The following is an 18,343-nucleotide window of genomic DNA, read 5'->3' on the forward strand; positions in this document are numbered from 1 at the left end:
GTATTATACCGATATCCTTTTTATTTGTAAAGAAATTAAAGCCATCCACCCGGCAAAAAGGAAAATTCCGACAAACGAAACAAGCATGCCTGCCCGTTTTCCGGGTGAGTGATACGTTATTTTTACACGATGCGTTCCTGCTCCAATGCGAAATCCTAAAAACGCTTTGTTTACCTTCTCTGTCTTCACAGTATGACCGTCTACTTTAACAGTAAAGCCTTTATCATATGGAACAGACGTAACAAAATATCCATCCGCCATTCCTTTTACTGTTCCTTCGATCCGGTTACCCTTTGTACGTTTCCAGTCCGTCTGGAATGTATGATAAGAAAATGTCTGCTCTGTCTGTCCCATATATGCTTCTACATTTTTCACATCATAATCTCCGCTGTCCAGCAGAAGTTTCGCTTTTTCTTCTCCTTTGTTCAGCGCAACGGCATATGTGAACATTGTATTTCCATTATAATAAATATGCGTCTTTGCCGTCAGTTTATTGCGCACACCGTTAAGCCACACAGCGACATCTTTACCGCAGCGGTGATTCTTCACCTGGAAGCGGACGTAAAGAACTTCTCCCTCTTTTGCTTTCCGTCCAAAAGTTATCTCCTTCTGCGTCTGCTTTCTGGTGCGGATCTTCCAGAAGCTGCCAGATATATTAAGCTTCTCTATATCGTCTTTTTTCTTATCTCCAGTTGTCACATTCTGAACTTCTTTCGTTCCTGCTTTTACACTCTGCGCAGTCACATTGTGTATTTGTCTGTCTTTACTGCCTTCTGATTTTATACTTTGTACAGCCTGTGCTTCCTTACCCTGCACAACGACAGCTTTCTCAAATACCGTCTGATTATATGGATACTTAAGGCTGTCATATTCACTGTCTGAAATCGTCTGATCTGTTACATATGCCATCGGGAGTACCTCTTTATTTTCATAAACTGCCACTTTCCCATCCTGCATGATCTTCCGGTATCCCGGTACATTTTTCTCTGAAAGAATATAACGCACACCCATCAGGGAACGGAACTCAGGATTCTCCGACACTGACTGCATCATCAGATTGCGGAATGGCTGTTCCACTCCGAAAGTATCTTTTCTGAAATTCTGATACTCTGTACTGTACGCTGAAGAATAAATGGATGACAGATACTGCTTTCTCCCACGGATACGGTTTAAATCTGCCGCCTTGAATCTGGAATTTCCGACCTCTTCAATGCGATACATTCCAGAATCGCCATTTGCTTTTTTCACCGCTTTTGTCATCTTCTTTTCTATTTTCTGTTCTAATCGGCTGTATGAACGGTTCGTTACTGTTTTATAAAATTCCGGTTCCAGAACACGGATTTTATTTGGCATACAGACAGTTAAAAATACAGCCAGAAAACAGACGGACGGAACGAGCAGCCACAGCTCCTGCCCTTTCTTTTTCCGGCAGACAGCCAAATAACAGAATGCAAGATAAAACACCAGCAATGCAATACCTTCTGCCAGCAATATAAAACTATATTTTGTATCTGTATGCCAGACAAAAAGCAATGTCACCAGATATACTGCGGCACTTATCTTTACATTTACCTGTTTCTCTGTCTGTTTCTTTATGTATATGGCAATCATATAGCAGAATAATGGCAGAAATGGAATCCATACTTTTCCGCGGATATATAAGCCGCCATTCAAAATCCATGCAAATGCCGGAATCACCAGAAGAACCAGACTGATCTGGCTTAACAGCCGTTCCTGCCATTTCCGGTAAAACAGCCCGGTAAGCAATACCGTAAGAAGGAGTGTAGTAAGTCCGACACCATATGACTGATAGAACAGCTCTTTTACCGGCATTTTGGGAAATAACAGATCTTTCCATGTATAGCCGGACTGAATATGATTCCCCTGCATGAGCGAATACGCAGTCGGCACAAGCAGTATTCCGCTTAACAAAACGGAGATTCCCATCGAAAAAACATACCCTGCTGCCGCTTTTATGAAATCTCTCCAGACTGTCACTTTTGCCACGCCTTCTGCTTTTTCTTCCATCTTTATATATCGGCACAGTCCGTATACTGCGAGCGCCAGCATCCCCCCGATACTGAAATAAAAGCTGGTAAGAATCATCCCCCAGACACCAATGATTAAAATAGTATGTGCTCTGACACCTTCCCGCACCGGATGCAGCTTTGCCTCTTCCCGGATGATTTTTACAAAGTCCAGATAGCGATCTGCGCCAAGAAAGGACAGTAACAGCCACGGCATGTAATTTACAAACATGATCTGGCTGTAAGACTGCACGATCATCGGCCCTGCTAACAGAAAAAGCAGGCTGACTCCAAAACAGATTTTCCGGTTAAACCCTCTGCGGCTCAGCCAGTAATGTAAAAGCATTACAGAAAGTGCGAGACTTCCCACACTGACTGCCATAATGTAATCACTCATGCTTACAAACGGAAACAGATATGACAGAAGGATTGCCGGACTGTACAGACCATAGTAAGCAAAATTATAAATATTCTGCCCGCCGCCTGCCTGCAGTGTAAAATCCGGAAAGAAATTCCCGGTATCGTAAAACTGCTGACGGAACAGTTCCGGTATGACACTGTGCTGGCTGATCCAGTCTACTTTTGCGCCAAAGATTCCGTATCTTCCGGCAAAAAACCAGCATGCCCCCACACTTAATAATGCCAGTAAAATATACGGCAGCAGTTGTTTCCACTGCTGCCTGTTTTTCCATATTTTTAAATATTCTTTAGACTGTACCATGCTTTAACCCCTTATCCGGTTCGCTTGAATCTTTCAGGATAAAAATCGGTCTGCGCTTTGTCTCCAGATAAGTCTTGGACAGATATTCTCCAACAATTCCGGTACACAGAAGCTGCACACCACTGACAAGGAAGATAATACATGCCAGCGATGGCCAGCCAGAAACCGGATCTCCCCAGATGCATGTCCGCACAACGATCAGAATGATCATCAAAAAGGATACCACGCAGAAGATTACACCGATCACGGAAGCAAGTGACAATGGAGCTACGGAAAATCCTGTAATTCCTTCCAGGGAATAGAAAAATAATTTCTTCATGGACCACTTCGTCTCTCCTGCGGAGCGCTCAATATTTTCATATTCCAGCCATTTTGTACGAAAACCTACCCAGCCGAAAATTCCCTTGGAAAACCGGTTATATTCGCTCATTTTCAGCACGGCATCTACCATATTTCTTTTCATCAGACGGTAGTCTCTGGCACCGTTTACAATCTCTGTTTTGGAAATACGGTTAATAAATTTGTAAAAGCTTTCAGATAGAAAGGAACGGATCTTCGGCTCTCCACTTCTTGTAGAACGCCTCGTTGCCACACTGTCATAATCTTCTGTCTGTAAAATCTCATACATCTTTGGCAGCAGTGACGGCGGATCCTGCAGATCCACATCCATAATTGCCGCATACTCTCCCGTGGCATTTTTAAGTCCTGCATAGATTGCCGCTTCTTTTCCGAAATTTCTTGAAAAAGAAAAATACTGACACCGTTCATCCTTCTCATGCAGTATTTTCATCTCTGCCAGCGTATGATCTGTAGATCCGTCATCTACAAAGATCAGCTCAAATTCCTCTTCTTTCATCTGAGCCATAATCTTGCACATTTCTTTATAATAAATCGGAAGAGCCGCATCTTCGTTATAACACGGTACAATAATCGATATTTTATTCATAGGTGCAACCTCCTGTATATTTTAATTTCCAGCTCTTTGTTACTTAAGCTATTTCCATTTCATACAGAAGCATACACATTAAATCTTAAGAACTTATTTATCATTCTCTTAAGATTTCCTAAATAATTACTGAGCACTTTCTTTTTTATCTGCAAATGTAAGTTCCATGCGCGTTCCTTTTCCAACTTCACTGTCCACATGGATCTTAATATCATGCATGAGTGCACCATGTTTAACAATGGAAAGTCCGAGTCCGGTTCCGCCGGTTTCTTTGGAATGACTCTTATCTACACGGTAAAAGCGCTCAAAGATCCGCTCCACTTCATCCTTCGGAATCCCGATACCCGTATCCTGCACAATGACTTTCTTGCCCTGTAACGTCGTTCCTACCCAGACGCTGACAGAACCATTTTCTTTATTATATTTGATTGCATTTTCTATAATATTATAAAGCATCTCATCCAGCACCTGACGCACGCCTCTGAACATAACCGGTTCTCCGGTCATCTCTACATGCACATGTCTTGCAGAAGCATTGGATGCAAGGCGGCTGCAAATCTCTCTTGTAAGATCATAGAGATCTACTTCTTTTTTCTCCAGTTCAACTACACCTTCATCCAGTCTGGAAAGTTTGATGATATCTTCTACCAGCGTGATAAGCCTCTTTGCCTCATGGTAAATTCTTTCTGAAAATCCTTTCATGTCTTCCGGGCGCACCAGTCCGTCCTTCATGATCTCCGCATAACCGGAAATCGAAGTCAAAGGAGTCTTTAACTCATGGGAAACATTCGCCGAAAATTCTTTTCTCATCTGTGCAACCAGGTCTTTCTGTTTGTTCTGCTGATCAATCCTCTGTAAAAGAGGTGTCAGTTCTTCATATATCTCATTATCCAGCGGAGTCTCCAGATCCAGCGTGTTAATTGGATGGATCAGTCTTCCTACCTGCCAGCGCGACAGAAAATAGGCAAATACAATCATACAGAAAGCAATCAATCCCGTGAACGGCAGAATATTCATTGCTGTACGGAATACACTGTCCATGGATTTAGATACACGTAAGACACTGCCGTCGGACAGGCGCACTGCATAATAAAACATTTCTTTCTGCATGGTTTTGGATTCTCTGATATCCTGACCGGTACCGCTTTTTTCCGCCGCTTTTATCTCCGGCCGGTTCTTGTGATTCTCCCGTTCAATCGCATTTTCACCGGAATCATATAATACGGTCCCATCTCTTGCGATCAACGTTACTCTTGTCGTCCGGCGCACATCATCCATTTCTTTTAAATAGGATTCTCCTGTCTTCTCGATTGCCGTTTTAATATAATCCGCTTCCTGATGGATCTCATTTTCCATCAGATGTAATGTCTGTCTGTAAACAACAAAAGTAGTTATGACATACGCGATTAACAGCGTTGTCATAACTACCAGTGTCATACTATTTTGTATCTTGTTCTTTAACTTCATAGTATCTCTGACTCCTATTCACTAATCCGGTATCCAACTCCGCGAACGGTCTCTACACGTTCGCCACACTTTCCCAGTTTCTGTCTTAATGTCCGGATATGTACATCTACCGTTCTCGTCTCACCGTCAAAATCATATCCCCAGATCTCTTCCAGCAGAGAATCTCTTGTCATAACAATATTCGGGTTCTCCATCAGTCTCTTCAGAAGCTCGTATTCTTTCAGCGTCAGGCCGACCACTTCACCGTCCGCTTTCACTTCGTGCTTCTTCGTATTAATCTCCAGACTACCGGACACAATGATATCTTCTGCTTTCTTCTTTGCCGCACCACTTCTTCTCAGCACTGCCTTGATACGGGATACCAGCTCCATCATGCCAAATGGTTTCGTCACATAATCATCTGCTCCAAGATCCAACCCTTTTACTTTGTCGTACTCTGCACCTTTCGCAGTGACCATAATTACCGGTATATCTCTTGTTTTGGAAGAGTTTTTCAAGCGTTTTAACAGCGAAATACCGTCCTCTCCCGGAAGCATAATGTCCATTAATATCAGATCCGGTGTCTCCAGTGCAAGCGCTTCAAGAAAGCTTTTTCCCTCTTCAAAACCTCTTGCCTGAAATCCTGTTGTCTCCAGCGTATATACTACTAATTCCCGAATGTTGCTGTCATCTTCCACACAAAATATCATCGTCTTCTCCTCGTTTTCCGTGGGGTTATACCTGGCTGTCCTTATGGATTCCGGTAATTGAAAATTCTACCCACTCTGCAATATTTGTCGCATGATCGCCGATTCGTTCCAGATATTTAGCAACCATGATAAGATCGATTGCCTTCTTGCCTTGCACACCTTTATTATCAGAAATAAAATTGATCAGCTCCTGCTTATTTTCCTCAAACAGACGATCCACTGCATCATCCGCTTCCATTACCTGTCTGGAAAGCTCCAGATCTTTTTCTACATAGGCATTCACACTGTCACGCACCATCTTTGCAACGGATTCTGACATCTGACCGATCGTCTGGATATCTGTTGCTTCTGACTTATTCTCAGAAATAATGATTTCCGCAATATCTGATGCCTGGTCACCGATTCGTTCCATGTCGGTGATCATCTTAAGAGCCGCAGAAATCTGCCTTAAATCTCTTGCCACCGGCTGTTGCTGCAAAAGAAGTTTCAGGCACAGTCTCTCAATATCTTTTTCCATCTGATCAATCTCTTCATCCGCACGAATGACTTCTGCTGCCTGTTTTAAATCTCCTTTTTTCAGTGCCTCTGTTCCTCTGTTGATTGCAACTTCACATAATTCACCCATATGTGTGAGCTGCTCATTTAATAAATCCAACTGCATATCAAACTTATTACGCATATCTTAACCAAACCTCCCTGTAATATAATCTTCTGTTCTCTTATCTGATGGAATCGAGAACAATTTCTCTGTTTCATTGTATTCAATCACTTCTCCTAACAGGAAAAAGGCAGTATTATCTGATACACGCACAGCCTGCTGCATATTGTGTGTTACCATGACAATAGTATAATCTTTTTTCAGTTCCATCGCAAGGTCTTCGATCTTCGATGTTGAAATCGGATCCAGTGCGGATGTCGGCTCATCCATCAGAAGTACTTCCGGCTGTACTGCCAGCGCGCGGGCAATACAGAGTCTCTGCTGCTGTCCACCGGACATTCCAAGCGCACTCTTTTTCAGACGGTCTTTACATTCATCCCAAATGGCCGCACTGCGGAGCGATTTTTCCACAATATCATCCAGTTTTGTTTTGGAATGGATTCCATGTGTTCGCGGTCCGAATGCGATGTTGTCATAGATACTCATCGGAAACGGATTCGGTTTCTGGAATACCATACCAACACGTTTACGAAGCAGGTTTACATCAATATCTTTATAAATATCTTTACCGTCCAGTCTTAAATCGCCTTCGATCCGGCAGCCTTCTACCAGATCATTCATCCGATTGATAGATTTTAAAAGTGTTGATTTACCACAGCCGGACGGTCCGATAAATGCTGTGATTTTATTTGGCTCAATTTCCAGATTCACATCTTTTAACGCATGGAAATCGCCATAATAAAGATTCATATTACTAATACTAATTTTACTCATGACTGTTCCTCTTTCATTTTCCTAAATCTGTCTGTTCTTACGATTTTGTAAGTTTCTTCGCTGCAATTCCTGACAGTGTGTTAATGACAACTACAAGGACAAGCAGAATAACAGCAGTTGCATATGCCTGATCCATATAAAGTCCTTCACTTGCCAGATTATACATATGAACTGCCAGTGTTCGTCCGGAACTCATTACATTCTTTGGCATCTTTGCCAGTGTTCCTGCAGTATAGATAAGTGCCGCTGTTTCTCCGACGATACGTCCGACCGCAAGGATTACACCTGCAAGGATTCCAGGCACTGCCGACGGAAGAACAATCCGAAATACCGTTCTAAGTTTTCCGGCTCCCAGTCCAAAACTTCCTTCTCTGTAAGAATCCGGCACAGATTTCAATGCTTCCTCTGTACTACGCATAATCAGTGGCAATACCATAATTGACAATGTAAATGCTCCTGCGAGAATGGAGAATCCCCAGTGGCAGAATGTTACGAAGAACAACATACCAAACAGGCCATATACGATAGACGGGATTCCCTGTAACGTCTCCGTCGTCAGTCTGATGATCTCTACGAATTTATTTCCACGTTTTGCATATTCCACAAGGTAGATTGCCGAAAATATACCAAGCGGAACTGCGATCAGAAGTGATAACGCTGTCATGATCAATGTGTTGATAAGCGCCGGCATAAGTGATGCATTGTCAGAAGTATAGGTAAATGAAAACAGTGACGGTTTCAGATACGGTACTCCATTGACCAGAATATAGGCAATCAGAAAAAGTAACGCTGCAAATGTAATAATTGCTGCAAGCAAAACTAAAAGCATTACGATGAAAGAGCCTGGTGTCCGTTTGTAGCTTTTCAGTTTTTCTTTTACAGAACCTCCCTGTCTACTCATGTTCACTCCTCCTCTTCAAAAGTGCTACGCTGAAATTCAATATCAGAATAAATACGAACAACACAACGCCTGTTGCGATCAGCGCTTCTCTGTGCAGTCCTGCTGCATATCCCATCTCAATTACGATATTGGCTGTCAGTGTACGTACACCGCGGAAAATGCCTTCCGGCATTCTTGCCTGGTTTCCTGCAACCATGATAACTGCCATCGTTTCTCCGATTGCACGGCCGATTCCAAGAACCAGTGCTGCGATCACTCCAGATTTTGCTGCCGGGATGACAACTCTGAAAATAGAGCGTTCGTGAGTAGCTCCAAGTGCCACTGCCCCTTCATAATACTGTTCCGGGACTGCTCTAAGCGAAGACTCTGTAAGTCCGATAATAGTTGGCAAGATCATCATTCCAAGTAAAATAGACGCAGTCAGAATACTGTTTCCATTTCCATGAAATCCCATAGTCCGGCCAAACTCTCTGACTAACGGTACAATTACAACCAGTCCGAAGAATCCGTAAATAACAGAAGGAATTCCGGCAAGAAGTTCCGTTGCTGCTTTTAAAGGTTTATAGATTCTTTCCGGGCAATAGTACGCCATAAATACTGCTGTTAATATTCCAATCGGGACACCGATAATGATCGCTCCTGCTGTAACATATAAGCTTCCTACGATCATCGGGAAAATACCAAAGATCTCGTTTTTCGGACGCCAGAGCGTTCCCGTCAGGAATTTTACAAATCCGATTTCCTTCATTGCAGGTATACCATTTGCAAACAAAAAGATACAAATGAGTGCTACCGCCAGCACCGAAGCACAGGCGGCAACAAAGAAGATTACCTGCATGACTATTTCAGTCAATGCTTTTCTTTTCATATTATTTTACTACCTCATCCCATGTGGTTGCATCGCCAGTGTAAATGGTCTTTACCTGATCTGCTGACAGTTCATCTGTTGTGTTGTTCTTGTTTACGATGACTGCGATACCATCTGTTGCGATGACTGTGTTCTGTAATTTAGCGGCTTCATCATCTTTCAGTTCACGGGATGCCATTCCGATATCATAGCTTCCATCGATTGTTGAAGTCATACCTGTTGTAGAATCTGTTGTCTGAAGTTCTACATTTGCTTTGCTGTTTACTGCTTTGTAACCTTCGATCAGTTTTTCCATAACCGGTGATACAGAAGAAGATCCACCGACAACTACTTTACCGGAAACTTCTTTTCCAGAGTAAGGTTTTGCTCCGTCTACCGGAATATATCCGTTATCAGATACGATTTTCTGTCCTTCTTCACTCATCACATAATTGATGAAATCTTTTGCAACTTCATTTTTCATATCTTTCTTTACTGCGATGTTGAATGGTCTGGATACTTTATATTTTCCTGCTTTGATATTCTCTGCTGTTGCCTCAGCTCCGTCAATCTTCAGTGCTTTTACGCTGTCATCCAGAGATCCGAGTGATACATAACCGATAGAATAATCATCGCCTGCTACTGTTGTCATCATAACAGATGTGCTGTTTGTGATCTGTGCTTCATCTGTTGTCATATCCACTTTCTCACCGTTTTTCTCTTCTTCAATGCCGAACAGTTCAATGAATGCTCCTCTCGTTCCTGAGCCATCTTCTCTGGATAAGATTGTGATATCGTTTGATGAATCCCAACTTGACTCGCTCTTCTTATCACTGCCGTTATCTTTACTGTCGGATTTTCCACATCCTACTGCAAGTGTTCCGACCATTGCTGTCATTGCTACTACTGTAATAAACTTTTTCAATTTCATTTTCTTTGTCTCCTTTGATTTGGATATTTTGCAATATGTTCTTTACAGTTATGTATCATACAGGTCGATTGTAAAATCCAAAATCGCAGGATTGTAAAAACTATGTAAAATAAGAAACGCGACAGATTTTCGCCTGCCGCGTTTCTTGTTTGTTCTTTTTATTTATATTCCTTAATAAATACTATGCTCTTCTTATTCATATTTCTTGATGAAATCTACATTCTTCTTTTCTATCGGACTTAAATAAGAATCTTTAAAATCTTTCGGAGCAATGTATCCGTTATACCATGCCTGTGAATCAAAATATACCTGCAATGACTGATCATCAAACAGACGGCCTTCTCTTGCATAGATTTCATTTCTTGCAAGTCTGAGTTCCGCACTGGAAAGCCCGCTGATATCTGAATAATCAAGCAGATAATCCGAACTGTACGGAATTACATAACCGCTGGAACTGATATAGTGTCTCTGATTATCATATGGATTGATAACAATGATCTTACTTGTATCGCCACGGTTATTTGCATTGTTATTCGTCTTTTTCTTTGCTGTCTGTTTTACTTTGATACTCTCAGCCGTAATATAATACGGTGTTTCTGTCACTACGTCTTCGATTTTCTTAGAAGCTTCGGTATCACCGGTAACAAAAATATAGTTATCACCTTTCTGAAGTTCAAACTTCAATGTTTTCGTTCCTTCTCCAAGCATGCACAGTTCTGTCTTAGTTGTTCCTTTATCCGGATAATTTACTTTCCAGCCAAGTCCACCCTGGTCATTGGATGGTGTATAACTGAACTTCACTTCCGCAGTACCTTCTTTTTGTGTCGAAATCACAAAGTAGTCCACATCATCTTTGGAATCGATATAGCCGGTCACTGGTTTTCCTTCTTCCAGTGTAATCGCCTGATTTATAGAATCATTTGGCTCATTGGAATCTTTTACTTCCTTTTTTTCCGGCTCTTTCTGCTCTGTTGTTTCCGTTTTTGTCTCTGGTTTTGTCTCTTTTGGGGACCTTCCAAGTCCAAATACAACGAGTGCGATAATCACCACCGCCATAACAGCACATACAATGCCAAGTATAATAACCAGATTTTTTGATCCTTTCGGCTCATTCTTCTGTACTCTTTCTTCCTGCTCGTCCGGCCACTCGGTTGCAAATTCCTCATTTGCATCTGGTGTTTCATGTACAGCCGGTGCCTCTTCGGTTTCTGTTTTGTGTCCACAATGTGCACAGAACATTGCACCCGGCTCTATCGGCCGGCCGCAGTTAGGACAAAATCTTGCTCTCTCTCCCATCTTACTTCTTCCTCCGTACTTTTTCTTTCCTTATTATTCTTAATTTTCTTCTTTTATTTTTTCTTCTTCCGTAATCTCCTGCGCTGTCTCTTCCAGAGCTTCTTCAATATCTGCCAGTACTTCCGGCTCAGATTCAGACTCTGCTTTTAATTCCGGCACATTCTCCGATATTGCTTCTGCCAGCATTTCTGACTCCGGCTCCGGCATCCTTATATTTTCTGGCTCTGGCTCCGGCATTGTCTGTCGGCTCTCTTCTTCCAGTTTATTTCCACAGTTAATGCAGAACAGAGCGTCACCATCATTTTTGAAACCGCAGTTTGTACAATATTTTTCTTTTATATTTGAGGCTTCCAGATTCTCTTTTACCGTCAATGAAGAGCCACATTTTACACAGAATTTGGAACTTATCTTATTGCCATATCCACACTGTGGACATGGTTTTACTTCTGTGGCCAGACGCAGTTCTTCTTTTTCTTTCTCAATCTGTGCACGCAATCTACGGATCTCAGCAAATAATTCTTCATATTCGGTTCCCGCTTCCTCTGCGTGCCGTTTCACACACTGCACACCAACCTGATATATGAGTTTCTCTATCATCTTCTCGTCATCTCTGATTTTCGCAGAAATCCGCTCACTCTCCAGTCCATCTTTTATCTTTGTTGATATTCCCTGACCAGCGGCATTGATCGAGTCTTTCATTTTATCCAGCATCGCCATATATCGTCCTCCCTATATCTTTTCAAGATTTGCTTTCGCAAAGCATATAACAGCCCTAAATGTCTCTCATCTGTTATAAATTGTTCTGTCTGTTATATGCATTGCAAATCCGGTTACTGTTCTTGATCAGGATGTGCATTGCAACAAACGGTCCCAAACCACATAATAAAATTCCGATCAGATCCCACACTAATACAGTTGTTCCGTTCTCTGGAAATGTCATTCCGTAGCGCGGTGCATTGGTGCAAAGCCTGTTTCCTATTTTATAAGACCAGTAGAATGAATAAATTCCACAGGTCAGGAATGACAATATAATAAATGCAGCCAGACCGGACGTCATCTCTCCATCGCCTTCACATGCAATGTTCACATCATGCGCCATTTTATATATGAAATAATAACTGTAGATTCCGCAGGTAACGATCGACAGCAGTATGTATATGGCAAGACTTCTGTCATCCTGCAGTCTCTCTTTTCTTCCTGCCGGCATCTGATTATTACTGCTAAAGCTCTGTTTTACATTGTGTATCTCACTTTCCATTTTCCGTTCGGTTGACCGGAAAGTCTGATTCACCTGCTCAGAAAACTGCTTTTTTATTGTGCATGGATTGCCACACTTCGGACAAAACTTTGCGTTATCGGGCAGTTTCGCCCCACATTTCGTACAAAACACTATTTTTCTTCCTCCTCATTCCTGTATAGTTCCTGCGGATATGCAGGCTCTATCGATACCTATGATACCCACGGATTGTTCCGTGCTGCTCTGGTATCATGTAAATTTTATCATAGTAAAATATCATTGTAAATATTAGCATTATGAAGAATCTCCGTAAATTTTAAAAGGGAAATTGCATTTTTATGCTATCAATGCTAAACTAAGCTAAAACTTAACGAACACAAAGGAGAATTATTATGTTTTGTAAACATTGTGGAAAGCAGCTAACAGATGGTGCAAAATTCTGCCCTGACTGCGGAACCCCTGTTTCTGCTAAAGCTCAGCATACACAGCAGCATTTCGAAGCTACAGCGTCACACAAGCAGACACCACACAATGAGGCTGCGCATCCTACACCACATAACCACGAACATCGAACTCAGCAGACTGCAAAAACAGCATCGCATAACCGCACACATCCGACACAGACAATAGACCACACAAAATCTTCTGTAGCAGGTTCAATGAATTATACCGCCTCTGATATGACAACAGCTCCTGCACCAAAAGTACGCAGAAATTTTACAATTGGAAATATTGTCACCTGGATTGGATGCTTCCTTGCATTTATATCCATGTTTATGACATTTGCCACGGTATCTATTCTTGGTTTTTCCCAGACAGTCACTCTTTTTGACACTAATGACGGAAAATTATTTCTTGCAGTGATCCTGGCAGTGGCGGTTATTAACTTCTTCCGTATTGATATTATCAGCCTGATCGGATCATGTGTCGGTGTTTTCTTCCTTCTTATGGAATACAAAGATGCCGCCGATAAATTACAGCAGTTTTCTTCTATGGTTCATTATGGAATCGGACGAATGCTTCTGACTGTCGGAATTATTCTGATGGTACTAGGCGCAGTCGCAAGTATCTTCCTTCGTAAGAAGAATGTGAAACTGAATGTTTTACAATAAATCGACGGACGGATATAAATGTAAATATTATCTGACCCACTATAAGGTAATACACTATATTACATGCTATATATTTTATCAAAGCCAGCTGATTTGCTGGCTTTTTATTTACGCCATATACTTTTGCACAAAACACGTAATAAGATAAAAAGAGCAACCACACCCTATTTTTATTCAGTCGCATAACCGACTCTCTTAAAACGGATGTGATTGCTCTTGAATTATCATCTTTCAATCACTGATAATTTGTTAATTCCTATTTTTCAACATCTCCGACTACAGCCCATCTCCAGAATGACTGGTCATAGTTCCATGTATTCTTGCATCCTGCCATTTCAAGTACAAGCTGCATATATGCGGAACGAATACCGCCTGTGCAATAAGTTACGATCTTGTCATCTTTGGAAATGCCCGCATCTTTTAACATCTTATCAATGTCAGCCTGTGATCTTAATGTTCCGTCTTCACGGAAAAGATCTGTATACCGAATATGGATTGCTCCCGGAAGATGTCCGCCTTTTGCTTCGTTATATTTCTTAGCACCTTCATACTCTTCATCTGTACGAACATCAACGATCTTGTAATCTTTGTAGTTCTTCTGAAGTTCTTCTGTTTCCATGTCATGTGTCATGTCAAGTTTGTCGATCTTCACATCTACTTTGTCTAACTTGGAAGGTCCTTTCTGTGTCTCAGCTCCGGCATTTACCAGCGCTTCGTATCCACCGTCAACCATCTTAAGGTTTGTGTAACCTGCTACGCGCAGCTCCCAGAGAACACGGGCATCTTCTCCCCATCCTCCAAGTGTCTCACCTAAGAGAACGATTTCCTTGTTCGGATCAAGGCCGAGGTTGCTGAGTTTTTTAGATAACTCTGCAGGCTGTGGAACTTTTCCCCAGTTCTCATCGCCCTGCTTGCCATATTTGTCTTCGCATGTTCCAAGTGCCTGCCAGCTTGTAGCTGCTGCACCCTTGATCGTCTCTTTATTAGAATATTTCTCGCCACGGCAGTCAAGAAAAATTACATTGTCATCGCCCATCAGTTTCTTCGCTTCTTTTGCGGTTATCAGGTATTCTCCTTTAAAAGAATCCTTGGAAACCAAATCGTCGTCCGATACTCCTTTTGCTTTGCTTCCGCATCCAACTACAAGCATCATAGCCAGCAGTCCGACACCCATACATCTGATAAACTTCTTCATACCATTTCTCCTCTTAATCTTCGTTTAATATTTCTTCTGTGATCTGGATCACCTTTTCTGCAAGACACGGACAGAACTCTGTCATCTTTCCGCTGTCTAATGCCCCTTGAAGTCCTTCCGGTGTAGACACATCATAACCGATGATCTCTTTGCAGTTTACAGAACCATATTCCTGTTCAAAACGATTCTTAAACTCCATGTATTTTCCGATCATGACATTCTTCTGGTCCATCAGTCCTTCTTCTTTTGTGTGTCCATACTTCATACCGATCGCCATCAGCGCTCCGGTATAAGCACCACAGACAGATCCTAACATCATGCCACCTCCAAAACAGGCAGCAATACGGTTTGCTTCGTCTTCACTTAAGTCAAACCGCTCTGCAAAATGACGGAACACTACCTGTGAACAGTCATATCCTTTTATAAAGTTGTCTTTAATTTCATTTGCCTTCTGGTTCATATTCTTGTCTCCTTTATTTCTATTTTCCTGCATAACAATGTTTGTCAAACAGAATCTTACGCTTTTTATACGGAGTCCCTACCAGGTCCATAATCGTTGCTTTCGATCCGATCGGCAGATCGATCGCCTGATTAAAATCACAGTCATAAACCTTTGATATTATAAAATTATTTTGTTTTCTTTTTCTGTTTTTCATTATATAACTGTTTGAACAGAACGATAAGACCTGATAAAGCAAATAAGATCAGAAGTCCTGTTACGAGCAGTTTTGCTCCTCCGGTCAGCATACCACCCACATAAGAGTAAACGATGGTTGCCGGAAGCTGTCCGATTCCTGTAGCTACGAAAAATCCACAGAAAGACATAGATGTAAGACCTGCTGCATAACTTACATAATCAAATGAAATAAACGGCAGAAGTCTTGCGATCAGGATACTTAAATTTCCATGTCTCTCAAAGAAGACATCGATCTGCTGAAGTCCTGCTTTGCTTGTAAGCTTCTCAGCTACATCTCTTCCCAGAATTCTTGCGATATAGAAGCAAAGCACTGCTCCTGCCATCGCACTTGACCAGGAAAGAATCGCTCCCTGCCACCATCCGAATAAGTTTGCGTTCGCAAATGTGATCAGGAATGCCGGAAGCGGGGCTGCTACAGACTGTAAGATCATCAATGCAAAAGACACAGCTGCTGCATATGCACCGTAAGATGCAACGAATTCTTTGACAACGGTAAAGTCGCCGCTTGCAAATGCTGCAAAAATACGATTCATCAGCTTATTTACACTCGGTACGCAGAAATAAACTGCCACACATCCTACAATCAACACGATTACTATAATCTTACTGAGCCATTTGTTTCGTTTTTTTGTTTCCACCTCTTGTTCTCCTTTTTCTTTGTTTCCTTTTGTTCTCTCTTGTTTCTATAGATACTTTGTCCGCATACGATTGATCAGGGATTTGATCGTATCCGGTTTTTCTTTTGTTCCCAGAATCTCCGGCAGGACGTGACGTACCTGCTTACAGCCGTTTCTGGTCAGATTGCCTGCACAGGAGCCGCAATATGTATAAATCGTCTGCGGATACTTCTTCACTGTCTCAGCAAAGCTTTTTGCTATCTCCGGTTCTTTGGCGCATCCCTGGCCGCCAAGGCCACAGCACTGGATATCCTCCAATGTCTGAAATTCTGCGTCTGAAAACGCCTCAATGTCTGTGAGCCATTCTCCCTTTTCTCTGTCAGGGCATGGACGAAACATCGTACCGCCGGGCAGACACTTCTCACCCAGATGCAGTTCCTTTAATTTCTGATAAATGTTCACTACACGGATCGTAAGTCTTGGCTTCAGAAACGCATAACAGTTCGGACACATCGTAATGACCTCTGTCACCCCTGCATCATCCATGCGCTTCTGAATTCCCTGCATAATACGTTCCTCTTCGTCTTCCATTCCTATATCTGCGATTGGTTTTCCACAGCAGTCATAGACCACACCGATCCCGGCTTCTTTTTCAAACAGTTCCACCAGAACTTTTGTTGTCTTCGGATATACAGACGGGAAATTGCATCCCGGAAATAACACACTCTTCTCTGTCACATGCCTATAATTGCGATATGAATATTCCTTTTTTTCAAAAATGGTCCGCTTGTACTCTTTGTTCACCCGCGCGCCTTCGTCAGATGCAACGCTGGCTCTGCGCATATCCATAATGATTCCCTGTCCGTCAATCCCCACCGGACAGACTTCTGAACATTTGCCACATAAAAAGCAGTGATACGCAAGCTTATTAAGCTTTTCGGTATCACCTATATCAAGACCATACTTTTTCAAAAAGGAACAATTCTCCTGACAGACATGACAGTGGATGCATTTGTCTGCATCTTTTACTCTCTCATTCTGACACATGTTATTATCCTCTCTTTTCTATTTACTCTCGCTCATTGTATCATCAAATCTGTATTTCGTATAATTGATATTGTGAATATATCATTGTAAATATAGGTTGTGTCTATATGTATTAAACCCACCGAAACGCTCTGTTTTACTTGGTTTTCCACTTATTGATACAAATTAATCATACAGACAAATAAATATGTCTTTTACAAACCGTATTTTACATCAAAACTTCAAATGCATATACCATTAGCGGCATTGTCAGAATGGATAACAATGTTGTCATCACATTAATTGCACTTGCATAATTTGAATCATTTCCATACACTTGACACATCTGCGTTACCGTTGATGCAGAAGGTGTGATCACCGCCAGAAATACAACAAGCAATATCTTCTTTCCATCCGAATGCCAGCTGATCAGATGACTGAATTTTAATAGGAGTAAGGATATCATCGGTACAACCACAAGTCTTAATGCTGTCACAAAATAAATCCGTCTATTCGCAAACACTTGTTGCAAGCTCATCTGGGCAAGTAACATTCCTGTAACGATCATGCTCGCCGGTCCGATCATAACACCAACCGCACTCATTGTTCCATCCACGATTTCCGGAAGTTTAATCTGTAAAAAGAATAAAATAATTCCCAGTACAACTGCGATCATATTGATATTAAATACGATCTTTCTCCAATCCATTCCCTCTTCTCTGCTGATAATCTTTTTCCCATGTGTCCACATAAACACTAGCTGCACGCTCATAAAAACACAGCCGCAGAGCACCCATTTTTCACCCAGGATAAATGTTACCAGCGGTACGATCAGATTTCCTGAATTTGAATAATATACCGATGCCAATTCTACTTCATCCATTTTCAAAGCTTTGGCAATTGCCCATACTGCGATCAGCAAAATGATCTGCAATAAGACCGATGCCGCAAATGCAAGTTCTAATTCCTTTACCGTATTTTTCGTATAGGTTACCTGGAACGCATGAATGATCACACACGGAATTACCAGATACAATACAATTTTAGATAGCACTTTACTATCCTCCGCCGTTACAATACCGGCTTTCACTACCAGGTAACCCATCAGGATCATCAGAAATAGTTCTGCAATCTGTTTCATTAATAAAATACTGATTTCCATATTGTCTCTCCTTTTGCTGTCGAACATGGTTATATAATGA

At 41.8% G+C, this 18,343-nt stretch carries 19 protein-coding genes; 1 reads left to right on the forward strand and 18 read right to left on the reverse strand.

All coding sequences use genetic code 11. The features are described 5' to 3' along the window. Positions 1–3: 3 nt before the first annotated feature. The 12 genes from DW152_RS03420 to DW152_RS03475 all read right to left on the reverse strand — a co-directional run bounded on the left by DW152_RS03420 (position 4) and on the right by DW152_RS03475 (position 12,647). On the reverse strand, positions 4–2,748 hold the full coding sequence (locus DW152_RS03420; RefSeq protein ID WP_118287965.1) for a YfhO family protein: 2,745 nt from the start codon (positions 2,746–2,748) through the stop codon (positions 4–6). Then, on the reverse strand, positions 2,735–3,694 hold the full coding sequence (locus DW152_RS03425; protein ID WP_117536924.1) for a glycosyltransferase family 2 protein: 960 nt from the start codon (positions 3,692–3,694) through the stop codon (positions 2,735–2,737). Before DW152_RS03425 ends, DW152_RS03420 begins: the two co-directional genes overlap by 14 nt. Before the next feature lie 126 nt (positions 3,695–3,820). Beyond that, on the reverse strand, positions 3,821–5,161 hold the full coding sequence (locus DW152_RS03430; protein WP_021861195.1) for a sensor histidine kinase: 1,341 nt from the start codon (positions 5,159–5,161) through the stop codon (positions 3,821–3,823). A gap of 14 nt (positions 5,162–5,175) precedes the next feature. Beyond that, entirely contained in the window at positions 5,176–5,850 is a 675-nt protein-coding gene (locus DW152_RS03435; protein WP_021861196.1) for a response regulator transcription factor, read from the reverse strand. Between the two features lie 25 nt (positions 5,851–5,875). Then, complete coding sequence (phoU, locus tag DW152_RS03440) at positions 5,876–6,529, reverse strand: phosphate signaling complex protein PhoU (RefSeq protein ID WP_021861197.1); 654 nt, start codon at positions 6,527–6,529, stop codon at positions 5,876–5,878. 3 nt (positions 6,530–6,532) lie between these two features. Continuing rightward, entirely contained in the window at positions 6,533–7,282 is a 750-nt protein-coding gene (pstB, locus tag DW152_RS03445) for a phosphate ABC transporter ATP-binding protein PstB (RefSeq protein ID WP_117536925.1), read from the reverse strand. Positions 7,283–7,319: 37 nt separating this feature from the next. After that, positions 7,320–8,183, reverse strand: coding sequence for a phosphate ABC transporter permease PstA (gene pstA / locus DW152_RS03450; protein ID WP_117536926.1), 864 nt, complete (start codon positions 8,181–8,183; stop codon positions 7,320–7,322). Beyond that, the gene (gene pstC / locus DW152_RS03455) at positions 8,176–9,051 is read right to left on the reverse strand and encodes a phosphate ABC transporter permease subunit PstC (protein ID WP_021861200.1); all 876 of its coding nucleotides are present in this window, start codon (positions 9,049–9,051) and stop codon (positions 8,176–8,178) included. Before pstC ends, pstA begins: the two co-directional genes overlap by 8 nt. 1 nt (position 9,052) lies before the next feature. Next, positions 9,053–9,961: a substrate-binding domain-containing protein gene (locus tag DW152_RS03460; RefSeq protein WP_021861201.1), complete on the reverse strand. Its 909-nt coding sequence runs from the start codon at positions 9,959–9,961 to the stop codon at positions 9,053–9,055. Positions 9,962–10,153: 192 nt separating this feature from the next. Next, positions 10,154–11,257, reverse strand: coding sequence for a YARHG domain-containing protein (locus tag DW152_RS03465; protein WP_021861202.1), 1,104 nt, complete (start codon positions 11,255–11,257; stop codon positions 10,154–10,156). 39 nt (positions 11,258–11,296) lie between these two features. Then, positions 11,297–11,974: a double zinc ribbon domain-containing protein gene (locus tag DW152_RS03470; RefSeq protein ID WP_118287966.1), complete on the reverse strand. Its 678-nt coding sequence runs from the start codon at positions 11,972–11,974 to the stop codon at positions 11,297–11,299. 73 nt (positions 11,975–12,047) lie between these two features. Next, positions 12,048–12,647, reverse strand: coding sequence for a DUF4234 domain-containing protein (locus tag DW152_RS03475; protein ID WP_021861204.1), 600 nt, complete (start codon positions 12,645–12,647; stop codon positions 12,048–12,050). A 239-nt stretch (positions 12,648–12,886) separates the two neighbouring features. Here DW152_RS03475 and DW152_RS03480 point away from each other — a divergent pair, with 239 nt between their 5' ends. Continuing rightward, positions 12,887–13,606: a zinc-ribbon domain-containing protein gene (locus DW152_RS03480; RefSeq protein WP_117536928.1), complete on the forward strand. Its 720-nt coding sequence runs from the start codon at positions 12,887–12,889 to the stop codon at positions 13,604–13,606. Between the two features lie 256 nt (positions 13,607–13,862). On the opposite strand, the gene DW152_RS03485 is transcribed toward DW152_RS03480, so the two are convergent. The 6 genes from DW152_RS03485 to DW152_RS03510 form a co-directional block, all read right to left on the reverse strand. Further along, positions 13,863–14,801 (reverse strand): sulfurtransferase, encoded by a 939-nt coding sequence (locus DW152_RS03485; RefSeq protein ID WP_021861206.1) that lies wholly within the window; start codon positions 14,799–14,801, stop codon positions 13,863–13,865. 13 nt (positions 14,802–14,814) lie between these two features. Beyond that, positions 14,815–15,261, reverse strand: coding sequence for a C-GCAxxG-C-C family protein (locus DW152_RS03490; protein WP_021861207.1), 447 nt, complete (start codon positions 15,259–15,261; stop codon positions 14,815–14,817). A gap of 19 nt (positions 15,262–15,280) precedes the next feature. Beyond that, on the reverse strand, positions 15,281–15,457 hold the full coding sequence (locus DW152_RS03495) for a DUF3641 domain-containing protein (RefSeq protein ID WP_117536929.1): 177 nt from the start codon (positions 15,455–15,457) through the stop codon (positions 15,281–15,283). Continuing rightward, the gene (locus DW152_RS03500) at positions 15,429–16,136 is read right to left on the reverse strand and encodes a TVP38/TMEM64 family protein (protein WP_118287967.1); all 708 of its coding nucleotides are present in this window, start codon (positions 16,134–16,136) and stop codon (positions 15,429–15,431) included. The genes DW152_RS03495 and DW152_RS03500 overlap by 29 nt, the downstream gene beginning before the upstream one ends. Before the next feature lie 45 nt (positions 16,137–16,181). Then, entirely contained in the window at positions 16,182–17,162 is a 981-nt protein-coding gene (locus tag DW152_RS03505) for a (Fe-S)-binding protein (RefSeq protein WP_117536930.1), read from the reverse strand. 208 nt (positions 17,163–17,370) lie between these two features. After that, positions 17,371–18,303, reverse strand: coding sequence for an AEC family transporter (locus DW152_RS03510; protein WP_117536931.1), 933 nt, complete (start codon positions 18,301–18,303; stop codon positions 17,371–17,373). Positions 18,304–18,343: the final 40 nt, after the last annotated feature.

The organism is Dorea sp. AM13-35, assembly GCF_003473885.1.
GTDB classification, from domain to species: domain Bacteria; phylum Bacillota; class Clostridia; order Lachnospirales; family Lachnospiraceae; genus Dorea_D; species Dorea_D hominis.

What these genes read in the sequence shown, in the direction of transcription:
- DW152_RS03465 (WP_021861202.1), bottom strand. Translation starts at nt 11,257, where the DNA reads ATGGGAGAGAGAGCAAGATTTTGTCCTAACTGCGGCCGGCCGATAGAG.
- DW152_RS03435 (WP_021861196.1), bottom strand. Translation starts at nt 5,850, where the DNA reads ATGATATTTTGTGTGGAAGATGACAGCAACATTCGGGAATTAGTAGTA.
- DW152_RS03485 (WP_021861206.1), bottom strand. Translation starts at nt 14,801, where the DNA reads ATGAAGAAGTTTATCAGATGTATGGGTGTCGGACTGCTGGCTATGATG.
- pstB (WP_117536925.1), bottom strand. Translation starts at nt 7,282, where the DNA reads ATGAGTAAAATTAGTATTAGTAATATGAATCTTTATTATGGCGATTTC.
- DW152_RS03425 (WP_117536924.1), bottom strand. Translation starts at nt 3,694, where the DNA reads ATGAATAAAATATCGATTATTGTACCGTGTTATAACGAAGATGCGGCT.
- phoU (WP_021861197.1), bottom strand. Translation starts at nt 6,529, where the DNA reads ATGCGTAATAAGTTTGATATGCAGTTGGATTTATTAAATGAGCAGCTC.
- DW152_RS03505 (WP_117536930.1), bottom strand. Translation starts at nt 17,162, where the DNA reads ATGTGTCAGAATGAGAGAGTAAAAGATGCAGACAAATGCATCCACTGT.
- pstC (WP_021861200.1), bottom strand. Translation starts at nt 9,051, where the DNA reads ATGAAAAGAAAAGCATTGACTGAAATAGTCATGCAGGTAATCTTCTTT.
- pstA (WP_117536926.1), bottom strand. Translation starts at nt 8,183, where the DNA reads ATGAGTAGACAGGGAGGTTCTGTAAAAGAAAAACTGAAAAGCTACAAA.
- DW152_RS03480 (WP_117536928.1), top strand. Translation starts at nt 12,887, where the DNA reads ATGTTTTGTAAACATTGTGGAAAGCAGCTAACAGATGGTGCAAAATTC.
- DW152_RS03430 (WP_021861195.1), bottom strand. Translation starts at nt 5,161, where the DNA reads ATGAAGTTAAAGAACAAGATACAAAATAGTATGACACTGGTAGTTATG.
- DW152_RS03460 (WP_021861201.1), bottom strand. Translation starts at nt 9,961, where the DNA reads ATGAAATTGAAAAAGTTTATTACAGTAGTAGCAATGACAGCAATGGTC.
- DW152_RS03510 (WP_117536931.1), bottom strand. Translation starts at nt 18,303, where the DNA reads ATGGAAATCAGTATTTTATTAATGAAACAGATTGCAGAACTATTTCTG.
- DW152_RS03490 (WP_021861207.1), bottom strand. Translation starts at nt 15,261, where the DNA reads ATGAACCAGAAGGCAAATGAAATTAAAGACAACTTTATAAAAGGATAT.
- DW152_RS03470 (WP_118287966.1), bottom strand. Translation starts at nt 11,974, where the DNA reads ATGGCGATGCTGGATAAAATGAAAGACTCGATCAATGCCGCTGGTCAG.
- DW152_RS03495 (WP_117536929.1), bottom strand. Translation starts at nt 15,457, where the DNA reads ATGAAAAACAGAAAAAGAAAACAAAATAATTTTATAATATCAAAGGTT.
- DW152_RS03420 (WP_118287965.1), bottom strand. Translation starts at nt 2,748, where the DNA reads ATGGTACAGTCTAAAGAATATTTAAAAATATGGAAAAACAGGCAGCAG.